Below are 20,511 nucleotides of genomic sequence, written 5' to 3' on the forward strand. Positions count from 1 at the left end.
GGTCGCAAGATCGAATGTGTCGCAGAAGAGGTGCGATAGCTAGGTAGTAAACGTGAGGCCGACGACAGCCTTTGACCGTTTATGAGGGAGACTATCGCCGAGGAAGTGCATTGTGCGTCGCAATGGCTTTCGGTTCTTGAGGCTGAATCCTCGGAACTGTCACCTGTTGGGGTGGAGGGCTTCTGGCAATGGACATTCTTACCTTTTTAGTCTTGCCAAGTTCTCCTGATTGTATTTGAAAAATAACTCGTTTTTCATCTCGGAGAGAAAATGAATCAGGAATATTCCGTCGCTAAATTTGGCGGCACTTCAGTGGCCGATCACAGCGCTATGAGTCGGTGTGCACAAATCATCGCCGCCAATGACAATGTGCGTGTGGTGGTTGTCAGCGCCAGCGCCGGGGTCACCAATCACCTTGTAGCGTTATGCCAAAGTGCATTAACGCCTCAGCAGCGCCAAGCGCACGTCGATGGGGTGATCGCTATCCAGCTTAATATTCTCGAATATGTCAGCCTTGATGCCGACTTAGCCCACGGCTTTGATGTCACCTTGAGCGCTTTTCGCAGCAGTGCTGCGCAAGCACCACAATCGAGCGCTCACAGCGATGAGCTACTGAGTTTTGGCGAGCGCTTCTCCTCTTATTTGTTTACTCAGGTATTACGGGGACACGGCGTGGCGGCAACGCGCTTTGATGTGCGTTCGGTGCTAAAAACAGATAGTCAGTTTGGCAAAGCCCAGCCCAATATTAAAACTACGGCACAGCAAGCCCATGCCCAATTGCTGCCGTTGCTTAAAGATCAAGTGGTTGTCACTCAGGGCTTTATGGGCAGTGATGATTATGGCGATACCACCACCTTAGGGCGCGGTGGTTCGGATTACAGCGCGGCATTATTAGCCGAGGCGATTGGCGCGAACAGCGTTTATATTTGGACCGATGTGGTCGGTATTTTCAGCACCGATCCCAGAGTCTGTGCCAAAGCCGCACCCATTGCCCACTTAAGCTTTGACGAAGCCGCCGAAATGGCAACCTTTGGCGCAAAAGTCTTACACCCGGCGACCATTTTACCCGCTGCGCGCAGTGGCATCAGTGTGTTTGTTGGCTCCAGTCGCGAACCACAAGGGGGTGGAACCTGGATACAAAAAACGCCACAAGGAGACACTTTAGCCGGGGTTCGCGCTGTGACTCAGCGTAAAAACCAAATTCTCTTGACCCTAAAAAGCCCGGAAATGTTATTAGCGAGCGGCTTTTTAGCGCGGGTGTTTACTATTTTGAGTGAGCATAAAATCTCCGTTGATTTGGTCACAACTTCGGAGATCAGTGTCGCACTGACGCTCGATAATGCCCCGAATGCCAGTCGTCCGGAGCTGGATCAGCAAGCCCTTGAGCGTTTAAGCGAGTTTTGCCATGTGTCGGTTGAGAATAACCTCACATTGGTGGCGTTAATTGGCTCGGAGATTGTCCTGCGCCAGAGCGAGCTGAATTTAATGCAGGTGCTTAGTGAGTTTGATATTCGCCTTATTTGTCACGGCGCATCGAAACATAACCTGTGCTTCTTGGTTGAGCAAAGCCAGTCTGATGCGGTGGTGCAAACTATTCATCAACGGCTGCTGGAAGGTTAACAGTAAGCACCGGGCGCTGCCTATCGGTGATGAGACTGATATCAAAGTGCCCGGCAAATAGCTCCTGACAATACACCTGGCCATCAAGGGCGGCGATAAGCTCCAAGATGGGTTGGCCTAACAAGGTGGCAATGGGTTGCTTAGTCGCTTTTGCGTAGGCTTCTTTTAATGTCCACACCCGGAAAAAGGTCTCAACATCGCTGCCAATATCCCTTGCCTCGGCCTCAGGATAATAGTGCGCCGCCAGCTTCTTAAAGGCGCGTGCGTTGTCAATTTTCTCAATATCTACGCCTAATAAGGTTGCGCCGCGCGTCATTGCTACGGCAATGTGGCCATGAGCGTGGCTGATGACTACCCGCGCATCGAGGGGGTGGCCATCAACGCTGAGCACCAGCTGCGCCTGATCAACGTCAAATTCACTGCACCAGGCAGCAAGGGGGTAATCGCGATACTGTGGGTAGAGTTGTCGCGCTAGCTGTTTTATGGCCCAGCGTGTGGCGCGATATTCCTGCTGAGCCTGCACCTTTTTACGTTTTGCTAAGACCGCTTGCTCTATGCGGTGCAAATGTGAGTCATCTAATTCACTGTGCGCCTTAGCACAATAAAGCAACACCACGTTGCTGTGCTTGGCAGATTGCTCGGTATCGGTCGGTAAAGGTGAAAAGCGATAGGCAGGGTTTAGCATCAAGGACATTCCGATAAGCGTGGCTATGACTACTTTGTTACGGGTAATTATGATTTAATAGCGGCAAAACAATAACAGATATCCCTGCGAATGACGAATAAGCGTGACGGTTTCCAAAGCCGTATAGGTTTTGTACTAGCGGCAGCTGGTGCAGCAGTAGGCCTAGGTAATATTTGGGGTTTTCCAACTCAAGCAGCGAATCACGGTGGCGGTGCTTTTTTACTGGTGTATTTCATTGTCATCTTTGCCTTGGCACTACCGGCACTGTTCACTGAGCTGTACCTGGGCTACGCCGCTCAAGCCAACCCGGTACAAGCACTTAAACGTGCTTGGCAACCAAAAGCGGCAAAAATAGGGGCAGGGGCTGGTTATATCGGTTTAGCCGGGGCCATTGTCATGCTGAGCTTTTATTCTATCGTGGCCGGATGGATGTTGGCTCATGCCTTAGCGCCGCTGTGCGAGATGCTGGGTATGAATGACGCTGCCGCATTTTTAAGTGGCGATTCTCTTGCCCGTAACCTTATTTTCACGCCGCTGATGTTGGTGTTAACCGCAAGCATTATTTTAAAAGGGGTCAAATCAGGGATTGAAGCCTGGTCGCGGCGATTAATGCCGTTGCTTTTGGTGCTGTTAGTTGGCTTGATTTTCTATATCGGCTCGTTACCCGGCGCCGGTGAAGGCTTTAGTAATTACCTGCAACCTGACTTTACTAAAGTGTGGGACCCAGATTTAATCATCGCTGCCATGGGACAAGCGTTTTTCTCATTGTCGCTGGGGGTAGGGTGCATGATGATCTACGGCTCGTACTTAAAGCCTGGAGCGAATATCGGCAAGCTGACCCTGAGTGTGGCCGCCCTCGATACATCGGTGGCGTTTTTGGCCGGTCTGCTTATTGTGCCCGCAATTTTTGTCGCCAGCCACAATGGCGTGGAAGTATTCCAAAACGGCAAACTCATTGGCGAAGGGCAACTGATCTTCGCGGTGCTCCCACAATTGTTTAATACCATGGGCAGCATGGGGCTGGTGATTGCCTTGGCCTTTTTCGTTCTCATGTCTATTGCTTCGCTGACCTCGACCATTTCTTCGACCGAGATCCCGGTGGCGTTTTTGGTGGAAAATCATGGTATCGGCCGTAAGGCAGCGACCTGGCTGGTTAGCGCCGTGGTGATGTTGGCATCGCTCACCATAGTGTTGAACTTTGATTGGCTGTTTGCCTTAGTGATCCAAGTATTTACTCAGTACCAGTTGCCTTTGATGGGATTGTTCTACTTTCTTACCCTCGGCTGGGTGTGGCGCCGTGGTAATCAATTAGCGCAATCTGACAAGATGAGTATTGTGGCGCTGCGCTGGTATATACGCCTAGTATGTCCGGTGCTAATGACCGCCGTGTTTATTAATGTGGCGCTGAAATAGCCGGCGCCACTTAGTGTTTTAAGGGGCGCAAACACGATTGGTTAGTGCTTCACCTTTGGCGTATTGCAGTAAATTATCAAAGGTGGTTTGCACGATTTGCTGCAACGCTTCTTCGGTGAAAAATCCCTGATGCCCGGTGATCAACACATTTTGGAAGGTGAGCAGGCGGGCGAAGACATCATCTTGAAGAATCTCCTCTGAGCGGTCTTTAAAAAACAACTCCGACTCTTGCTCGTACACGTCTAACCCCAAATACCCAAGCTGACCGCTTTTTAGCGCATTGATACAGGCTTTGGTATCGAGCAGGGCGCCGCGCCCGGTGTTAATCAACATAGCGCCGCGTTTCATGTGGCTCAGTGCGTCGCTGTTTATAATATGGTGGGTTTGCTCGGTTAACGGGCAATGCAAGCTGATAATATCGCTTTGCGCTAATAATGTGGCTTTATCAACCAGGGTAAAGTCGCCTTCAGGCTTTGCTGGGTCGACCACCAGTACCTTGGCGCCAAAACCGTTCAGTATACGGCACAACGCAAGCCCTATTTTACCGCACCCGATAAGCCCCACGGTTTTGCCGTGTAAGTTAAAACCCAGCAGGCCGTTGAGGTCGAAGTTATCCTCACGCACACGGTTATAGGCTTTGTGGGTTTTACGCGATAGGGTCAAGATCAGGGCGAGACAATGTTCTGCCACAGCCTCTGGGCTGTAGGCGGGCACCCGCGCAACCTCAATACCTAAGCGTGCGGCGTGGTCTAAATCAACGTTGTTAAAACCTGCACAGCGCAGTAAAACTAGCTTAATACCTAGCTCGTTGAGCTTATCGAGCACCTGCTTATTGACCACGTCATTTACAAATACGCACACGCTGTCGCACCCTTGCGCCAGCGAGGCAGTGAACTCATTAAGCTGAGCATCGAAGAAATGAATCTCAACGTTATCTGGACAATGTTCGCTGAATGCGTGTTGCTCATACCTTTGCGAGCTGAATAGGGCTAATTTCATCAAGTTGACTCTCTATTACCGCACGAAGGGTATCGGGTTTGGTCCGAGGTGCGTAGCGGTTCACCAGTTGGCCCTGAGAGTTTATTAGAAATTTAGTGAAATTCCATTTTATTGCCCGGTTTTGTGCAATGCCCCGGGTGTGTTCTTTTAAATAATTAAACAGCGGGTGGGCGTCAGGACCGTTGACCATTACCTTACTAAACAATGGAAAGCTAACATTAAATGTGCTGGTGCAAAAGGCTTTTATATCCTCATTTGAGCCTTGCTCATGGCGGCCAAATTGATTGCAAGGAAATCCCAATACCACTAAGCCCCGCTGTTGGTAGTCGCTAAAAACACGCTCCAACGCACTATATTGATTACTAAAGTTACAGGTACTGGCGGTGTTTACAATGAGTGCAACGCGTCCTTGTAACTGTTTAAATGAATAGGGCGTGCCATCGATGAGGGTGGCATTGAAATGGTAAATACTATCCATTGTGAGCTCCATAACTCAAAACAAGGCGTTTTTGTACGATGCCTTTGTTATACTTTTTTGCGTTTTCTCGAGGCTATCAGGCAAATAGGTCAAAATTATGTCAAAAATGTGTACCTTTATCGGTTTAGGCGTCATGGGCTACCCCATGGCCGGGCACCTGCAACAAGCAGGGTTTGATGTGTGCGTATACAACCGTACAGCGTCAAAGTCGCAGCAGTGGGTAGAGCAATATGGCGGGCGCAGTGCTGCAACGCCAGAACAAGCGGCCCAAGGCGCAGACTTTGTGTTTGTATGTGTTGGCAATGACGATGATGTGCGCAGCGTGATTTATGGTGAGCACGGGGCGCTGGCGGGTATGCACGAGGGTGCCTTGCTGGTTGATCACACCACCACCTCCGCCGAGCTTGCCAGGGAGTTGGGTGACGCTGCGAAAGCCCAAGGTATTGCCTTTATTGATGCGCCGGTCTCTGGTGGCCAGGCGGGCGCCGAAAATGGTGTATTAACCGTGATGTGTGGCGGGAGCGATGCGGCTTATGCCAAGGTGCAGCCCGTGATGGCATCCTACAGTCGCTTTAGCCAATTACAAGGTGATATCGGCAGCGGCCAGCTCTGTAAAATGGTGAATCAAATTTGTATTGCCGGTGTGGTACAGGGGTTGGCTGAAGGTTTACATTTTGCGAAAAAAGCCGGGCTCGATGGCGACAAGGTGGTAGAGACTATCGCCAAGGGGGCAGCTGGGTCTTGGCAAATGGAAAATCGCCATCAAACCATGTGGCAAGGAGAGTATGAGTTTGGTTTTGCCGTCGATTGGATGCGCAAAGACCTAGGTATTGCTCTTGATGAGGCGCGCAATAACGGTGCTAGCCTAGGTCTTACGGCATTGGTGGATCAATACTACAGTGACGTACAAGCTATGGGCGGTGGCCGTTTTGATACTTCCAGCTTACTGGCGCGGCTGGAAAAGCTAAACCCCAGTAAGTAGCGGTGTACGCCCACAAGCTAAAGGCTTTGGGCGTAGTGGTATAAGGCTTTGAGCACCGCCATATTGCGCTCATTGCCTTCATTCTCGTGCACTAGGTTCTCTAAGCTGAGCATGAAGTCTTGCGCGCCAATAGAAGGGCTGTCCTCGCCATTCATCAGCTTGTTTTGGCAGTACTTTCGCCATGAATCAAGCTCGCTGGGGGTCAGCGTTTCCGGCCAATTACGGGCGCGATAACGAAACAGCAAGGTGGTGAATTTATCATCTTCAAAGTCTATGTCTAAACCGGCGAGCTGCATGGGTTCAGTGGCGCGAATAATATCAAACTTGGCCTTATCACTGTTGCTGATAAAACCACTATAAAGTTGATAGTCGGGGTTGCCAGTATCAGCAAAATGGCGCGTGTCGTTAAACACTTCGGCGACCTTATCGCGTAATTCGGGGTGGGCCTTTAGTACCTTTAAGTGGGCTAAACATTGTTCGCGATCGATACCCAAACGTTCGGCGTTCTCTGGCAACAAGGTTTTCGCGGGGGCAAGAATAGGGCATTTATTTACATGCACCAGTTTTAAGCCAATCGGCGCTTGTCCAGGAGGCAGTTCATCATGACGGGTATAGAGGTACTCCCGTAATTGCTCGACACTCAAATCCAACAGCGGTTGCGGGTCTTGCGTTAAGTTAAAGCACACCACCGCGTTTTTATTACTGGGATGAAAGCTCATTGGCGCAATCCAAGTCGTGCAGCCTTGGCTTGCAGGAATACGCGATGAGGTATGCACTAGCGGTGTCATGTTATAAACATCCACCAAATCAAGTAGCGCTTTTTTATGGCGTAACGAGAAAAAGAAGTGATACAGCTTGGGCTGCGTGTCTTTAATCAGTTTTGCCAGCGCAATTGTGGCTTTTACATCGCTCAGGGCATCGTGGGCATCGGCGTGCTCAATGCCATTGGCTTTGGTAAGGTCTTCAAGGCGGAAGCTGACGCTGCCATCTTCCTTTTGCGGCCAGTTAATACCTTGCGGGCGCAGGGCATAACAGGCACGTACTAAATCAATGATATCCCAACGGCTATTGCCATTTTGCCATTCACGAGCGTAAGGGTCATAAAAATTACGGTATAAGGTGTAGCGGCTAACCTCATCATCAAAACGAATACTGTTGTAACCAGCCACACAGGTATTCGGGCGGGCGAATTCGTCATGAATTTTAGCGATAAACTCTGCTTCATTAAGGCCATGACGCAGCGCATGCTGCGGCGTGATACCCGTGACTAAACAGGCTTCGGGGTGAGGCAAATAATCCGGCGCCGGACGGCAATACTCAATAAGCGGCTCACCGATGATATTCAGATCTAAATCGGTGCGAATACCAGCAAACTGACTGGGACGATCTTTTTGCGGGTTTGCCCCCCAAGTTTCATAATCGTGCCAGTAGATTGTACTCTGGTCATTGTCGTTTCTGAGTTCTGCCATATTATTGCTTTTCCATATAAATCAGTGTTTTGCTGCCTTACTACTTTGCCTGTTGTTATTATGTGTCTTCGTAATCGTCGCGCTGTGTATATAAATATGTGTATACTTTATCGCGAAAAAGGTGTCTATTTTTAACGCTGCTTAGCGGCATACGATGATGCAAATTGCTCGGCAAAGAATATGCACTAAGCATACTAACACATTGAGCTGATTTAAGAATAAAGGTAACTGCCTAGCTTGCCAGTTTAACTCGCGCAATGGCTGCTTAGGACCATAAAGGCAATGGTATTAGCTGCACCTAAAGGCACTACCTACAAAAGCTTAAATTTAGGCTTTCAACCTATTCGCCAAAGGCTAGTCACGCTTTTTGCGTTGCCCGGTAATCATGGGCGGTATTAGCGGGATGCGCCCCCACCAGCTAACCACGATAACCGCAATAATATGGATAATGGCGATGGCATACAGGGTATTAGCCGCCAAGGCATGGATGTCTTGCAGTAGCGAGTTACCGAACAGGGCATCGATTTCCTCAAGCATAAATCCAGTAACGGCAAGTGCAATAAATAGCAGCCAAGTTGCAAACACCATCAGCCAGCCAATAGGGTTATGGCCGGATTCGGTAGGGATATGGCGCTCTTTGAGGTGAGTGATGTGCGCGCTTATCGCAGCGCGGTTGATAGCGGCTGCGCGGATACGGGCGTAGCCCGAGGGAAATAAGCCCCAAATCAGCCGCAGTAGCACTAAAGCAGCAGCGCTGTAACCCAGCCACTGATGCCACGAGCCACCGGCTTCAATAATGAAGTAATTAGTAATAAAGATGCCAACGAGGGACCAATGGACGATACGTACCACCGGGTCCCATATTTTGATTGTACTGCTCACTAGTGCGCTTCTTGTTTAACTACCGAGCCGTCTACTGGGTTAAAGTAAATTTCAACCTTGTTGTTATCTTTATCGGTGCCATAAATCTCATAGCAGCTGCCATCGGTCACTTTAAACTCATTGATGCTATAGCCCTTGGCTTGCAGTGTTGTTTTAAAGTCGCTTTGATCCAGCCATTGGCTTTGCGGCGCATCAGTACAAACGGTGACATCATTAGCAACACCGCAGCCAGATAGTATTAACATCGCTGCTGCAAGCGATAGAGTTCGTTTAATATACATAACCCATTTCTCCTTTTTTGCTGATGTATCACTAAAACAAACCTGGGGCAGATGATCAATGCGCTTGATCAATAAATGTGCAAAGTATCTGATGCCGCCTACAAACCAAAAACACTATCAGCGTTGCTAAGCTTAGTTGGTGGGCTGCGAAAGCTGGTAGCCTTGCTCACGAAATAAGCTTAACGCTGCTTTAACAACCTGGGGGTCATATAATTTACCGGCGTTAGTTTCTATTTCCGCAAGGGCAGCGTCCAGTCCCAGCGCATGGCGGTAGGGTCGAGATGTGGCCATTGATTCAATCACATCGGCAACGGCAATAATGCGCGCTTCAAGCAAAATATCCTCGCCTTTCAAGCCTTGCGGGTAGCCGCTGCCATCCATGCGTTCATGGTGCTGATAAGCCACTTGGGCGATGGGCCAAGGAAAAGGAATACTCTTTAAAATTTGATAGCCATGCTCAGCGTGCGTTTTAATAATGGCAAACTCGCTGTGGCTTAAGCGCGTGGGTTTGGTCAAATATTCAGAGGGGATGCTGATTTTGCCAATATCATGCACTAAGCCTGCAATGCGTAAACCGTATTGAGTGTCGGCGTTGAGCTGCATTTGCTTAGCAATTTGCACCGCTAAATCACCCACTCTGGACTCGTGGCCAGCCGTGTAGGGGTCGCGCAGTTCAACCATGCTCGAGATAGCTTCAACCGTGCCAAGTACGGTATTTTCCAACCGGCTAGAATAGTGTCTTACCTGATTAAGCGCGCCTTCCTCGGCGCTAATATCGCACAAAATACCAATATAGCGCTGCGGGTGAGAGCCGCTCACTAAGTGCATTTCGTCATGAATATGAATATAGTGGCCATCTTTGTGTTTGATGCGGTAATAGTGATGTCCGCCACCGGCGCCGATAATACGATGACTTTCTTCTTGAGCACGGAGTTTATCGTCTGGGTGTAGACTTTTCGACCACCAACCCATGGCCATTGCTTGCTCAGCTTGGTATCCCAGCACTTTGGTGACATTGTCACTCACCCACACGGTTTGGCTGCGCTGAGCAGTCACCTCAATGGCGTAGGTGACAATAGGCATGTGTTTAAAGTAGTTGGGTAATTTGTATAGGAGCAGCTGCTCATCGCTCTTGGCGGCAGAGACCAAGGTTTGAGCGTTATTGAGCTTCTTCAGTAAAAAGTGCAAGGCGATAGACATTAGCAGGACAAAACTCACTCCTTTGCCAATAGAAAGCGCCAACGAGTCTTCGAAATCTCCCCATACTAATGCCAATAACCAATCGCTGGAAACTATCCAAAGAGTGCTAATAACAGCATAAAGGCCAACTATTTGATTTCGACTTAGCCCTCTCATGTACTGCTCTTAAAAATGTGCGATGAACCCATTTTTTATACTCGTCGCATTTTACTGTTCGCTATATCTGCATAATAATACAATAATAAATCAAAGGGTGAGCATTCAACTTAAGGAGAATGTTATGCGCTATGTCAAATAATGCTGCGATAAGCTGCTTTATGATCCACCACACCATGCAAAACGTTCTTAAACGCTAGCTCTATTATTATTTACTTTGATGGTACCACCATGTTTCTGCGAAAAAGTCACCTCGCTGAGCTGAAAAGCTTGCAAGATGAAGTGCTCATTTACAAGCAAATATTCTCTAGTTTAAGTGAAGAGATGATCCATCTAACCTTGGATTTGCAGGGAGTGATTATCTCTGCCAACACACTTTTTGAAACTGAGACCCAGATTAGCAGCCACGCGTGGCAGGCCAAGGCGTTGCTCGACTTCGTGCCAAATTTGGCGCGCAACACAGAGCACTATAAGGCACTTAAAAATGCGCTAACTCAGCGCAAACACTGGGCTGGTGCTTTGGAAATGCAAAACAATGACCAGCACTTATGGTTACGTGTGGTATTGCAGCCGATTGTGGATGCCAGTGGGCACTGTACGCACTTTGATCTGTTCGCATCGAACCTAACCCGCACCATTAATACCTCAAGGCACAATGAAAATGTCATCAACGCTATTGAGCGTTCTATGGCCGTGATCCGCTTTAACCCTCAAGGAAATATAATCGACGCTAACGACTTATTTCTAAACACTGTGGGTTATCGCCTTGAGGAAGTCAAAGGCAAGCACCACAGCATGTTTTGTGAGCCCGCACTGGCAAATAGCCATGAGTATCGTGAGTTTTGGCAAAAGCTCAATCGTGGAGATTACATTGCCGACCGTTTTAAGCGTATCGACAAGCAGGGACGAGAAATTTATCTCGAAGCCTCTTATAACCCCATTTTCGATAGCCATGGTCAGCTCTATGAAATAGTTAAGTTTGCCACCGACATCACTGCGCAAGTAGAGCGCGAAAGCCAGGTAAATCATGCTGCTCAAATCGCTTACGACACTTCAATTAACACTCAAAGTAGTGCCAGCAGTGGGGCCGCCATTATGGAAGAAACCGCAGCGGTTATGAGCCAATTAGCAGCAAAAATGGACAGTGCGTCTGAGAAGATCAATGCCCTTGAAGCGCAATCGGCGCAAATAAATAAAATTGTTCAAGCCATCAGCGGCATCGCCGAGCAAACCAACTTATTGGCACTTAACGCCGCCATTGAAGCTGCGCGGGCAGGTGAGCTTGGGCGCGGTTTTGCGGTAGTTGCCGATGAGGTTAGAGAGTTGGCCTCGCGAACCTCAAAGTCGACCGAGGAAATCATTGGAGTGGTCAATGATAACGCGCAACTGACCTTGGAAGCGGTGCAAACCATAGGTGAAAATAAAGACACAGCCACCGAGGTGGCTGAGAAAGTCAATGATGCCAGTGCGGTGATTGAGGAAATACGCGAAGCGTCTCAAAAAGTCGTGGATGCGGTATCACAATTCGCTAACCGGCTGTCTTAAGGCAGCCGCTCAAGCGTTCAGTGACTCGGTATATGTACCTCTGGGAGCCCTTCAAACTGGGGCTTCGCTAACAAATAACCCTGCATTAGATGAATGCCGGCTGCTCGCAACCAATGATATTCGCCCTCTGTTTCAATGCCCTCGGCAAGCACCTGAATACCCAGCTCACGCAGCAAATTCACACAGTTTTTTATGATGATCTGTCGGGTTTTATCCTGGTCGATATTGCGGATCATCAACATGTCTAATTTAACAATGTCGGTTTGAAAGTCAGCTAATAGGTTAAGTCCTGAATAACCGGCGCCAAAGTCGTCCGTGGCAGTCATAAAGCCCAATTTACGATAATACTCAACGATGCGTTTGATATGGTGCGCATCACCTACCTTTTCAGCTTCGGTAAACTCGAACATAATTCGCTCAATAGGAAACTGGTAACGCTCAGCGGCTTCAAGAGTTGTTTTGATACATCGTTCAGGTTCATAGATGGCATTCGGTAAAAAGTTAATGCTCAGCATCGAGGATATTTGCAGCTTGGCAGCCAAGGCAATAGCTTTAATACGACAATGCTGATCAAACATATATTTATTTTCATCGGTGAGCTGGCTTATTACCGCACCGGCGGGTTCATTGTTAACGCCACGCACAAGCGCTTCATACCCAAATACCTCGCCTTGTTGGCAATCAACAATGGGTTGGAACGCCATGGTAAAGTCAAAAGGGAGAGGGGGCGTGTTAATGCAGCGGCGACACTGAGATGCCATCAATGAATTCTCTTATTATTAACTTCAAACACTAGTATTAACACTAGCTGGTATTTGTGGGCTGTACAAGCTAAGTCGATGATTTTTGGAGAGACCTGAGCATAATCTCCACAGTTGGCAGCAAATTTATGATATTTCACACAATTGTTATCTTTTAGTGGTACAAACCCACGTACTTGATAAAATAGCGGCGTTAACAAGCCAACGCCAAAAAGGAACTCTTGTGCGCTATCTCATCTTTTTACTTTTTTCATTCTCGCTCCATGCTCAACTTGTCATTGATGAAACCACACAAAACTATGCCGTCAGCGCCGAAGCGCCCGATGGTCTTTTACACGCACTCGATAGTGCTTCGCCGGTAAAACGTGATAACAAGGTTGTGCATGGTTACACCTACTACGACATCCGCTGGCAGTTTTGGTTTGATAGTAAGTCACGCCAATGTGATATCAATAAGGTAACCACTACGTTAGAGCTGGAATACACGCTGCCACAACTAACAGATAGTACTGAGAGTGTGAAAAAAGCGTGGTCACAGTGGTTTTCGTATTTGGCCGAGCATGAGCATGAACATGGTCGTATGATAAAGGCGATGGCACAGCGCATAGACGAGCAACTAGAGGCCATTCCCGAGTTGGGCAGTTGCCGCGTGATTGAACAACAGGCAGCGCTTATCGGCAATGCTCTGAAACAAGAACTAGCGCAGCAACTGCAAGCATACGACGAGCAAACCAATCATGGCCGCACTGAAAAGGCGTGGCTGGTGGATCATCTCCAAGCCACACCCAATTAGCCGTTAAGGGGTTAACAGGGTTGCGAGCTCGTCAACACTGTTAACTACATAATCAGGCGCTGAGGCTAAAGGGTAAAGCTGTTTGCCTGGGCGCGCAATAAAGGCGGTTTGCATACCCGCCGCCTTAGCTCCGGCCACATCCCAGCCATGGGCTGCAACCATCAGCGCCTGCTCGGGCGAAACGTTTAGCTCTTTCAGTGCCCATTGATAAGCGCGAAGATCAGGTTTGTATATTTTTAGGTCTTCAATGCTCAGGCGCTGCGAGAAATACGTTGTCAGTCCTGCATGTTCAAACTGGGTTTTCACGCCATAATTTGATGAATTGGTTAAGCTCACTAAGGTAAAGCCGTTATCTTTTAAGCGCTGTAACCCCGGTTTTACATCAGCATGCGCGGGCAAGCTTAATAAAGCAGGCACGATCGCTTGTTTTGCTTGCTGCTTTGAAAGTTCAATCCCCTGATTTTTTGCCACCATCTGCAATGCGGCAACGCCAATATCACCAAAATCCTGATAGTCGCCGCTGACCGTTGTTACCAGTGAATGGTGTAGCATGGTTGAAAACCACAGCGGTAACAATTGTTGCTGGCCATCCAGTGCCCCAGCAACTGAAGTGCGCATTGCTTCAAGATCAAGCAGGGTCTCGTTAACATCAAAAAAGATAACTTTAGGTCGTTGTTGGGCATAGCTTACGGGCATAGTTAAAACTCCAAAAATCAGAGTGAGAATGACGAAATACGTACGCATGGTGGTCTCCATAGTGTGTTTTCATCAGTTTATTGATTTAATTTTTTTACATATAGTGCTAAATAACGAAACTTAAATTCGAAATAATTAAATCATGTATAGCACCGCCGACTTGGAAACCTTTATTGCCATCATTAAGCATCAGGGCATTGTGAACGCCGCTAAACAGCTGCGGCTGTCGCCTGCCACGGTCAGCCATCGGCTGGCTAAAATAGAGCGCCACTTAGGCAGTGTGCTTATTTTTCGTGATGCGCGCTCATTAAAGCTATCACCGCAAGGTGAGATTTTTTATCAGCGAATTGAGGGCATTTTAGAGGCGCTGTACGACGCAGAATTTGAAATAGGCGCGCGTAGCTCCACGGTGGCGGGCGTACTCAAAGTAACCATGCCGCCTTGGGTCTTTTCTCAGTTTGTTATGCCGAGACTGGGTGAGTTTGAACAGCAATACCCGCAATTAACCTTGGATTTCAATATTACCGACCACTTTGTCAATATCGTTGAAACGCGCCAGGATGTGGCTATTCGCGTTGGACAATTGCCCGACTCGGGTTTGCTTGCGCGTAAACTGGTGGATAACCACCGTTTACTTTGCGCCGCGCCTAGTTATATTGCCCGCTATGGGATGCCACAGAGTGTTGCACAACTACAGCAGCACTATTTTGTGTGCTTACCTTGGCAACGGCAATTTAAGCTGCAGGTGGGCAAACAGGTGCGCACTTATAATGCCCGTACTCGTTTTACCATTTCGAATTCAGATAACATGACCTCGGCGGCACTGGCAGGCCATGGTATTGCCATAAAATCAAAAATAGCCATTAAGCAGGCATTGGACGGCGGTGAATTAGTCGAAGTCTTGCCTCAAGCGCTTGTCAACCCACAAGCGCCGGTGTGGTTTTTGCGCGCGCAACACTCTTTAGCCACGCGCAGAGTTGAAGTGTTTTATGAGTTTATGAAGACGTGCTTCGCACATTTATAAACAGCGATAACACAGCGAGCAGGGCACTGGTTAATAAAACAAACAGCCCCTCAACACACCAAGTAATCATTAACGCCACCACCAAGGCACTGCCTAAAGAGGCCATATTCAGTTGGATTTGCGGGCGGTAGGATTGCCATACCGACTGGCCAACATCAATCACCGGCGCAGTCAGCAAATGCCAATAAGGGTTACTTTGATAATCCGATACTGCGTTCTCTAGTTGCTCTTGGCGCTCCAAGAGTAGGGCTAAATTGTCACCGCCTTTGGCATAAATGCGGTCGTCACTTTGTTGATAGTGGGCCAATAGTTTTTCTAAGGAGCCATCAAAGAATTGCTTGGCGTCGTCTTTAAACGGGGCAATGGCCTGAGTTACCTCGTCGTTGCTTGCACGCAGTGCATGGCCATAATCGTCAACAAAGCCCGGTACTTGCAAACCCAGCAACGCGGCAATAAAAAACACGCATAAACGCACATAATGACGACACCAACGAATAATATCTTTAAGCATACACATCCATCTACGGGCACATTGCCGCACTGACTCCAGTTATGATGATTAAGTTATCACTTCACTCACACAATTGGTATGTCTTAGCGTAGCTAGCGCGCTGCACTGAGCAATCCATTCGGGTATTGGCGCGGTACTGTTAAAGTTAATAGCTGTTGATGTTGGCGGTAACGATTATGGAGAATATCGACACGTTTAACGAAGTCGCGGGTTTGCTGAAAAGGAGGCACGCCACTGTAATGGGCAACGTTGCCAGGGCCGGCGTTATAGGCCGCTGCGGCCAGTTTCGTATTTCCTTTAAAGCGCTTTAATAGCTTAGCAAAATAGGCGCTGCCGGCGGCAATATTGCTATCGGGGTCGAAGGGGTTATCGATGTTGTAGGCTTTGACTAGTAAAGGCATGAGTTGCATTAGCCCTTTGGCGCCCTTATTTGATTGCGCATTAGGGTTAAAGCCCGACTCGGCATGCACTATGGCTTGTAACAATGCCACATCTAAGTCATTTTTGAGCGCTTCTTCGTACAAGGTTTGACGAAACTTGTAGGGGTGCAAAGGGGTTGAATACCAGCTTTGATAACGCGATTGCTCGCAGCGTTGGCATTTTACTTCAACAACACGAAAGCCACTGACTTTTGGTTTTTGATCGGTGAATACCGCAATGCCCTCGCTGTTGTAATAGTGGTAGATCACCGGATCGTTGGCGCCAAAGGCGGATATGGAGCAGGCCATCCAAATACTGGAGGCGAAGATGATGCGCGTTAACAACATAGTGCCAAACCCTGTGATAAACGTTCTTTAAGCCTAGCACAGGGTCAGCCTTTTGGCTGATAAAATAGCCATTGCACGATCGCTTTAAGGCGCTAAGCGATCACCGCTGAAAATCATAAATACTGCCTAAATTCATAAGCTTAGTTAATTCGTCTAAGGCGGCGTAAGATTCTTGGATCAGCAGTGGATCGCGCAGATCGTCCTGACATAGCTGGTCACGATAATGACGCTTCACCCAATCACTTAGGGTGTGATGTAACTTATCAGAGAACAAACAGGCTGGGTTTGTGGCAGCCAATTCTTGCTCAGTTAACACCACTCGTAAGCGCAAACAAGCTGGGCCACCGCCATTTTGCATACTTTGTTTGATATCCACGTAATGAACTTCATCCAAGGTATCTGGCTGAGTGAGTAAATCATCTAAATACGCCTTAACCGCTGGGTTCTCAGCACACTCCTGCGGCGCAATCAGCGCTGTGGCATTGCTAGGCAGGGTAATAAGCTGGCTATTAAACAAATAACTGCTCACGGCATCGGCAACACTTACCGCCTCGGTGGGCACTTCAACAATACTAAGGCGATGGGCGTCGTTATACAGTGCACTGTAAGCAGAGCTTATTGTATCCAGTGCTTGGTGTTGCTTATAAAAGGCTTGCTCGTGGCAAAAAAGCAGCTGCTCATTACCAACGGCAATGACATCATTGTGAAACACGCCTTGGTCGATCACCTCAGGATTCTGCTGAATATACAGCTGTTGACTATCATCGAGCTGGTGCAAGCGGGCAATCGCAGCGCTGGCCTCAAGGGTATGGCGAGCAGGGAATTTTTGTGGTTTCACACCGCCTTCGTTAAAGGCCTCGCGCCAATACACAAATAAATGCAAGCCTTTATCGCCGTGCTTTGGGCATAAGCGGGTATGATTTGCAGCGCCTTCATCGGCGAAATGGTCGTGCCCAGGTAAGGGGGCGTGATGGGCAAAATAGTTTGAATTAGCGAACGTTGCTTGTAATACCCGGCCTGTGGTTGGGGCTTCAATGGAGCGATGCAGCTTATTGCTTAAATTGGCCGCCGTAAAATGAACGCGGTTATCGGCACTGTCGCTTGAGGGGGATACGGTGGCAGCATTCGCACTCCACATTGCTGATGAAGAAAAGCACGCACTTAATAAAGTCGGGTTATATTTGTACGCTTTTTCGAGTATTTGTGCATCCGAGCCAGTAAACCCCAGCTGCTTTAACAATGCCATATGAGGGCGTGCGTGAGGGGCCAGTACACCTTGGTGTAAACCCAGCTGGCGCATCGTGCGCATTTTCTCAAGCCCCTGCAAGGCCGCTTGTTTAGGGTTGGATGGCTGCGCTGCAAAACGCTTAGAGGCAACATTACCAAAAGACAATCCGGCGTAGTTATGGGTGGGGCCCACTAAGCCGTCAAAGTTTACTTCATAGCTGTGCATAGTACTCCTTAAAAATGCCTGTAACAGTAAAGGGCAGCTTTAAACCTAGCGGTGATGTTGTGCAAGTGCAATGTCAACGTCATTGAGTTGTTTTAATAGCTGCTGGCGCCGCTTGAGCAAAGTGCCTCGCGATGAGCTTTGGTCGTGCATTCGCAGCGCCTTGTATATTTCCCGTTTAGAGAGCTTAGTATGAGCGGCCGCTTGCGAGACGCTAATTTGCTTATTCAACAAGCGGGGCATCACAGACGCGAGGCTATTCATCGTCTTTACCCTGCGCATAGTCATGAATTTGCCAAATACTAATATCGAAATGCCAAAGTAGGTAAAGGGTTTCACGTAGCTGTTGCATAACGGCGCTCCTAATGTGGGTGACGCTGTAGTTAATGAATAATCTGTGCCACTAATGCAAAGAGTAATAAATACATAGGCCTATAGCTTGATGGAAGTATTTAAAAGGGGCGTTAAGCACTGTTTTGGGTCATTTTTAACTGAGGTTGCACCATGCTTTTGCACAGTGTGTGCAAGTATTAAGCACCCATCGTTTAGTCATGTAAGTGTTTCATTAAAGCCTGAAAGCTTTGCAGGCAAGCTGTCATTAAAAACACAGCCAGAAACTATAAAGGTTATTTATTTCAGTAGGTTATTAATTTGGCACGATGGCTGCTCATACTTAAATGTGTTTAATTTAAAGGAGATTAATATGAGTACACCTTTAGCAGGTAAGAAAGTAGCCATCCTAGCCACTGATGGGTTCGAACAAAGCGAACTGGTATCTCCTCGTAAAGCGTTACTCGATGCCGGTGCCGAGGTAGACATTATCTCTATTAAGCCTGGCACTATTCGAGGTTGGGAGGACGACCACTGGGGCGAAGAAATAAAAGTAGATAAGCTAGCGCAAGAAGTCAGCGCGGTTGAATACAACGCCTTGGTGCTGCCCGGCGGTTTATTTAACCCCGATGCACTGCGCCAAGACACCGAAGCAAAACGCTTTGTGGATGGTTTCTTCCAAGAAGATTACATCAAACCCGTTGCAGCTATATGCCATGGCCCATGGATGCTAGCGGAAATTGATAAGTTAAAAGGGCGCAAAGTCACCTCGTACCCAAGCATACGCACCGATTTAGAAAATGCCGGAGCCAATTGGGTAGACGAGCAAGTTGTGGTGGATAATGGCCTGGTTACCAGCCGCAAGCCTGGCGATTTGCAAGCCTTTAACAAAAAACTAGTTGAAGAGGTATGGGAAGGTCGCCACAGCGAATAATTATCCCCATTTACTTCTCAATATAAAAGCCAGCAGCCTCACTGCTGGCTTTTTTGTGGATGCAATAAATGAAACTGTACTTTATTAAACCCACTAGTAAACGCAGCGTATTTTTTATATGAAAAGCAGCAGACTCAGATGTTTAAGCGTTATTGTTGAGAGTTAATATTTCTCTTCAATAGGCATATGGGTTTTTTATGCGTCACCACATTGGACATGCTCATAGGTGAAGCGCCCGAAAACCTATCCAACGGGGCGTGTTATGGAATGTAATACCAGCCAAAAAAAGTAAATAATAACTCCAACTATCTGAAATTAAGACATTTATCTATTTGCATAACAGGCCAAGTTCAGCTCGGTTATCTTATTGCGCGTTTTCCACAACATACCCCGGTATCGACATTAGCCCCCTGCGCTGATAGCTTAATAATTTATTAACAATGAATGAACATTAGTGTGGTAAAAATACAAAAGTTATTCGGCTTAACCCGAAATGAACGCTAATAAACTCTTATGAGCCAATAGAGACTAAGGCATGGACTTGAAGGATGTAACTAAAAACCAACATTTTGTTCCTCAAGTAGAACAAAGGCTTAATGCAATTAACCCATTAGCTAAAGAAGAAAATCAAAAGATTTACTCATTCAGCCTGGATGATCGAGAATCTTATGCAATAAATCTAGACTCAGAGAAAGGCTTCAAAATATCAAACACTCTAAGCCTAAACGATATATTTAGTTTTGATGTTCTAGAAAAAGAGGCTGCACGATATAACTTTGAAAGCTTATTTCATCAATATGAAGCTAGTATCAAAACAAATACAGACAGTCTAATTTCAAAACTGCCTACCGCTGGAGCAGATATAAAGTCTGAAATATTAAATATTTTCCTTTCCAAATTTCTTAATTTTGTTAGAAATCCATACTCAATTAAAAAAGTACTAAATACCTTTCCTAAGCTTAGAAACGTTCACCCAACTGATCCCGTTCATTATAAAAACTTTGAGCGTGTATTGAACGGAAGAAAGCCACAACAGGCATACCTTTGTAAGCAGTTGGAAGTAACCGAAGAAGAGTATGCGGACTGGCTGTCTGTAATATTTCTTTTATTAACTCCACTGGAGAAAGGCCAACCAAATTTTCTAGAGCAAGTTGTAAAAGGGCTATATGAAAGTCCAGATTCATTCATCATGGTACTCATATATACCTACGATGATAAAACCTGTCTCCTTTCTGATAGAGGTTATAGTATCCCTCTCCCCGAAAATGAACATATGGCATGGGATTTCAATCTGTATTCTCATGGCTTTATAAGGTATGTCTTTGGAAACTTAGATCTACTTGCTCCAGCAACTGCTCCTAAGGAGCTCTTAGAAAAGTTCAAGGCATGTCCTAAATCAATTGATGTACACAATATAGTCAATGATTTGAACGCACTTGAGCAATACAATAAACATGTAGTGTATCAGTGTAACAAAAATGTATTTAATTCTAGCTCTGAGTGCTATGGCTTATAACAAGTTGCTGCACTCGGAA

General features: G+C 47.3%; 21 protein-coding genes and 1 riboswitch. Of the genes, 8 read left to right on the top strand and 13 right to left on the bottom strand.

Annotated features, from left to right (window positions below):
• Positions 1–17: 17 nt before the first annotated feature.
• Positions 18–190, top strand: a riboswitch (Lysine riboswitch).
• Between the two features lie 80 nt (positions 191–270).
• On the top strand, positions 271–1,620 hold the full coding sequence (gene lysC, locus MHM89_RS01525) for a lysine-sensitive aspartokinase 3 (protein WP_239407907.1): 1,350 nt from the start codon (positions 271–273) through the stop codon (positions 1,618–1,620).
• Here lysC and MHM89_RS01530 read toward each other — a convergent pair.
• Positions 1,592–2,305, bottom strand: a complete 714-nt coding sequence (locus MHM89_RS01530; RefSeq protein WP_239407908.1) for a 4'-phosphopantetheinyl transferase superfamily protein — start codon at positions 2,303–2,305, stop codon at positions 1,592–1,594. The genes lysC and MHM89_RS01530 overlap by 29 nt on opposite strands.
• Before the next feature lie 90 nt (positions 2,306–2,395).
• Between MHM89_RS01530 and MHM89_RS01535 the strand changes: the two genes are divergently transcribed.
• A complete protein-coding gene (locus MHM89_RS01535; protein WP_239407909.1) occupies positions 2,396–3,718 on the top strand; it encodes a sodium-dependent transporter in 1,323 nt (440 codons plus the stop codon).
• A gap of 18 nt (positions 3,719–3,736) precedes the next feature.
• Here the strand turns inward: MHM89_RS01535 and MHM89_RS01540 are convergent, their stop codons facing one another.
• Both MHM89_RS01540 and MHM89_RS01545 read right to left on the bottom strand, forming a co-directional pair.
• Positions 3,737–4,717: a 2-hydroxyacid dehydrogenase gene (locus MHM89_RS01540; RefSeq protein ID WP_239407910.1), complete on the bottom strand. Its 981-nt coding sequence runs from the start codon at positions 4,715–4,717 to the stop codon at positions 3,737–3,739.
• Positions 4,683–5,195: a glutathione peroxidase gene (locus tag MHM89_RS01545; protein ID WP_022945131.1), complete on the bottom strand. Its 513-nt coding sequence runs from the start codon at positions 5,193–5,195 to the stop codon at positions 4,683–4,685. The genes MHM89_RS01540 and MHM89_RS01545 overlap by 35 nt, the downstream gene beginning before the upstream one ends.
• A gap of 97 nt (positions 5,196–5,292) precedes the next feature.
• On the opposite strand from MHM89_RS01545, the gene MHM89_RS01550 reads away from it, so the two are divergent.
• Positions 5,293–6,177, top strand: a complete 885-nt coding sequence (locus MHM89_RS01550; protein ID WP_239407911.1) for an NAD(P)-dependent oxidoreductase — start codon at positions 5,293–5,295, stop codon at positions 6,175–6,177.
• Between the two features lie 17 nt (positions 6,178–6,194).
• Here the strand turns inward: MHM89_RS01550 and sbcB are convergent, their stop codons facing one another.
• The 4 genes from sbcB to MHM89_RS01570 form a co-directional block, all read right to left on the bottom strand.
• A complete protein-coding gene (gene sbcB / locus MHM89_RS01555; RefSeq protein ID WP_239407912.1) occupies positions 6,195–7,646 on the bottom strand; it encodes an exodeoxyribonuclease I in 1,452 nt (483 codons plus the stop codon).
• A gap of 354 nt (positions 7,647–8,000) precedes the next feature.
• Complete coding sequence (locus tag MHM89_RS01560) at positions 8,001–8,528, bottom strand: cytochrome b/b6 domain-containing protein (RefSeq protein WP_239407913.1); 528 nt, start codon at positions 8,526–8,528, stop codon at positions 8,001–8,003.
• Entirely contained in the window at positions 8,528–8,809 is a 282-nt protein-coding gene (locus MHM89_RS01565; protein ID WP_022946512.1) for a PepSY domain-containing protein, read from the bottom strand. The genes MHM89_RS01560 and MHM89_RS01565 overlap by 1 nt, the downstream gene beginning before the upstream one ends.
• Positions 8,810–8,941: 132 nt before the next feature.
• Complete coding sequence (locus MHM89_RS01570) at positions 8,942–10,165, bottom strand: HD domain-containing phosphohydrolase (RefSeq protein WP_239384064.1); 1,224 nt, start codon at positions 10,163–10,165, stop codon at positions 8,942–8,944.
• A 231-nt stretch (positions 10,166–10,396) separates the two neighbouring features.
• Here MHM89_RS01570 and MHM89_RS01575 point away from each other — a divergent pair, with 231 nt between their 5' ends.
• Complete coding sequence (locus tag MHM89_RS01575) at positions 10,397–11,710, top strand: PAS domain-containing methyl-accepting chemotaxis protein (RefSeq protein ID WP_239384063.1); 1,314 nt, start codon at positions 10,397–10,399, stop codon at positions 11,708–11,710.
• Positions 11,711–11,727: 17 nt separating this feature from the next.
• Here MHM89_RS01575 and MHM89_RS01580 read toward each other — a convergent pair whose 3' ends face one another.
• Positions 11,728–12,471 (bottom strand): EAL domain-containing protein, encoded by a 744-nt coding sequence (locus tag MHM89_RS01580; protein WP_239384062.1) that lies wholly within the window; start codon positions 12,469–12,471, stop codon positions 11,728–11,730.
• A 223-nt stretch (positions 12,472–12,694) separates the two neighbouring features.
• Between MHM89_RS01580 and MHM89_RS01585 the strand changes: the two genes are divergently transcribed.
• Complete coding sequence (locus MHM89_RS01585) at positions 12,695–13,264, top strand: DUF922 domain-containing protein (protein WP_239384061.1); 570 nt, start codon at positions 12,695–12,697, stop codon at positions 13,262–13,264.
• Positions 13,265–13,267: 3 nt separating this feature from the next.
• On the opposite strand, the gene MHM89_RS01590 is transcribed toward MHM89_RS01585, so the two are convergent.
• On the bottom strand, positions 13,268–13,960 hold the full coding sequence (locus MHM89_RS01590; protein WP_239408093.1) for a haloacid dehalogenase type II: 693 nt from the start codon (positions 13,958–13,960) through the stop codon (positions 13,268–13,270).
• 142 nt (positions 13,961–14,102) lie between these two features.
• Between MHM89_RS01590 and MHM89_RS01595 the strand changes: the two genes are divergently transcribed.
• Positions 14,103–14,984, top strand: coding sequence for a LysR family transcriptional regulator (locus MHM89_RS01595; RefSeq protein ID WP_239384060.1), 882 nt, complete (start codon positions 14,103–14,105; stop codon positions 14,982–14,984).
• Here MHM89_RS01595 and MHM89_RS01600 read toward each other — a convergent pair.
• From MHM89_RS01600 to MHM89_RS01615, 4 genes are all read right to left on the bottom strand, one after another.
• Positions 14,956–15,495: a DUF2937 family protein gene (locus MHM89_RS01600; RefSeq protein ID WP_022946519.1), complete on the bottom strand. Its 540-nt coding sequence runs from the start codon at positions 15,493–15,495 to the stop codon at positions 14,956–14,958. The genes MHM89_RS01595 and MHM89_RS01600 overlap by 29 nt on opposite strands.
• Before the next feature lie 92 nt (positions 15,496–15,587).
• Positions 15,588–16,262 (bottom strand): lytic transglycosylase domain-containing protein, encoded by a 675-nt coding sequence (locus tag MHM89_RS01605; RefSeq protein ID WP_239384059.1) that lies wholly within the window; start codon positions 16,260–16,262, stop codon positions 15,588–15,590.
• A gap of 100 nt (positions 16,263–16,362) precedes the next feature.
• Positions 16,363–17,715 (bottom strand): N-succinylarginine dihydrolase, encoded by a 1,353-nt coding sequence (gene astB / locus MHM89_RS01610; protein ID WP_239407914.1) that lies wholly within the window; start codon positions 17,713–17,715, stop codon positions 16,363–16,365.
• 45 nt (positions 17,716–17,760) lie between these two features.
• A complete protein-coding gene (locus MHM89_RS01615) occupies positions 17,761–17,976 on the bottom strand; it encodes a hypothetical protein (protein ID WP_022946522.1) in 216 nt (71 codons plus the stop codon).
• A 439-nt stretch (positions 17,977–18,415) separates the two neighbouring features.
• On the opposite strand from MHM89_RS01615, the gene MHM89_RS01620 reads away from it, so the two are divergent.
• Entirely contained in the window at positions 18,416–18,976 is a 561-nt protein-coding gene (locus MHM89_RS01620; RefSeq protein WP_022946524.1) for a type 1 glutamine amidotransferase domain-containing protein, read from the top strand.
• Between the two features lie 535 nt (positions 18,977–19,511).
• Complete coding sequence (locus tag MHM89_RS01625; protein ID WP_045978352.1) at positions 19,512–20,492, top strand: hypothetical protein; 981 nt, start codon at positions 19,512–19,514, stop codon at positions 20,490–20,492.
• Positions 20,493–20,511 lie beyond the last annotated feature (19 nt).

Source organism: Pseudoalteromonas sp. CNC9-20 (genome assembly GCF_022347875.1).
Lineage (GTDB): Bacteria > Pseudomonadota > Gammaproteobacteria > Enterobacterales > Alteromonadaceae > Pseudoalteromonas > Pseudoalteromonas ruthenica.

Bases quoted from the DNA above. Each gene is read 5' to 3' on its own strand.
- lysC (WP_239407907.1), top strand. From the start codon at position 271: ATGAATCAGGAATATTCCGTCGCTAAATTTGGCGGCACTTCAGTGGCC.
- MHM89_RS01530 (WP_239407908.1), bottom strand. From the start codon at position 2,305: ATGCTAAACCCTGCCTATCGCTTTTCACCTTTACCGACCGATACCGAG.
- MHM89_RS01535 (WP_239407909.1), top strand. From the start codon at position 2,396: ATGACGAATAAGCGTGACGGTTTCCAAAGCCGTATAGGTTTTGTACTA.
- MHM89_RS01540 (WP_239407910.1), bottom strand. From the start codon at position 4,717: ATGAAATTAGCCCTATTCAGCTCGCAAAGGTATGAGCAACACGCATTC.
- MHM89_RS01545 (WP_022945131.1), bottom strand. From the start codon at position 5,195: ATGGATAGTATTTACCATTTCAATGCCACCCTCATCGATGGCACGCCC.
- MHM89_RS01550 (WP_239407911.1), top strand. From the start codon at position 5,293: ATGTCAAAAATGTGTACCTTTATCGGTTTAGGCGTCATGGGCTACCCC.
- sbcB (WP_239407912.1), bottom strand. From the start codon at position 7,646: ATGGCAGAACTCAGAAACGACAATGACCAGAGTACAATCTACTGGCAC.
- MHM89_RS01565 (WP_022946512.1), bottom strand. From the start codon at position 8,809: ATGTATATTAAACGAACTCTATCGCTTGCAGCAGCGATGTTAATACTA.
- MHM89_RS01570 (WP_239384064.1), bottom strand. From the start codon at position 10,165: ATGAGAGGGCTAAGTCGAAATCAAATAGTTGGCCTTTATGCTGTTATT.
- MHM89_RS01575 (WP_239384063.1), top strand. From the start codon at position 10,397: ATGTTTCTGCGAAAAAGTCACCTCGCTGAGCTGAAAAGCTTGCAAGAT.
- MHM89_RS01580 (WP_239384062.1), bottom strand. From the start codon at position 12,471: ATGGCATCTCAGTGTCGCCGCTGCATTAACACGCCCCCTCTCCCTTTT.
- MHM89_RS01590 (WP_239408093.1), bottom strand. From the start codon at position 13,960: ATGCCCGTAAGCTATGCCCAACAACGACCTAAAGTTATCTTTTTTGAT.
- MHM89_RS01595 (WP_239384060.1), top strand. From the start codon at position 14,103: ATGTATAGCACCGCCGACTTGGAAACCTTTATTGCCATCATTAAGCAT.
- MHM89_RS01600 (WP_022946519.1), bottom strand. From the start codon at position 15,495: ATGCTTAAAGATATTATTCGTTGGTGTCGTCATTATGTGCGTTTATGC.
- MHM89_RS01605 (WP_239384059.1), bottom strand. From the start codon at position 16,262: ATGTTGTTAACGCGCATCATCTTCGCCTCCAGTATTTGGATGGCCTGC.
- astB (WP_239407914.1), bottom strand. From the start codon at position 17,715: ATGCACAGCTATGAAGTAAACTTTGACGGCTTAGTGGGCCCCACCCAT.
- MHM89_RS01615 (WP_022946522.1), bottom strand. From the start codon at position 17,976: ATGAATAGCCTCGCGTCTGTGATGCCCCGCTTGTTGAATAAGCAAATT.
- MHM89_RS01620 (WP_022946524.1), top strand. From the start codon at position 18,416: ATGAGTACACCTTTAGCAGGTAAGAAAGTAGCCATCCTAGCCACTGAT.
- MHM89_RS01625 (WP_045978352.1), top strand. From the start codon at position 19,512: ATGGACTTGAAGGATGTAACTAAAAACCAACATTTTGTTCCTCAAGTA.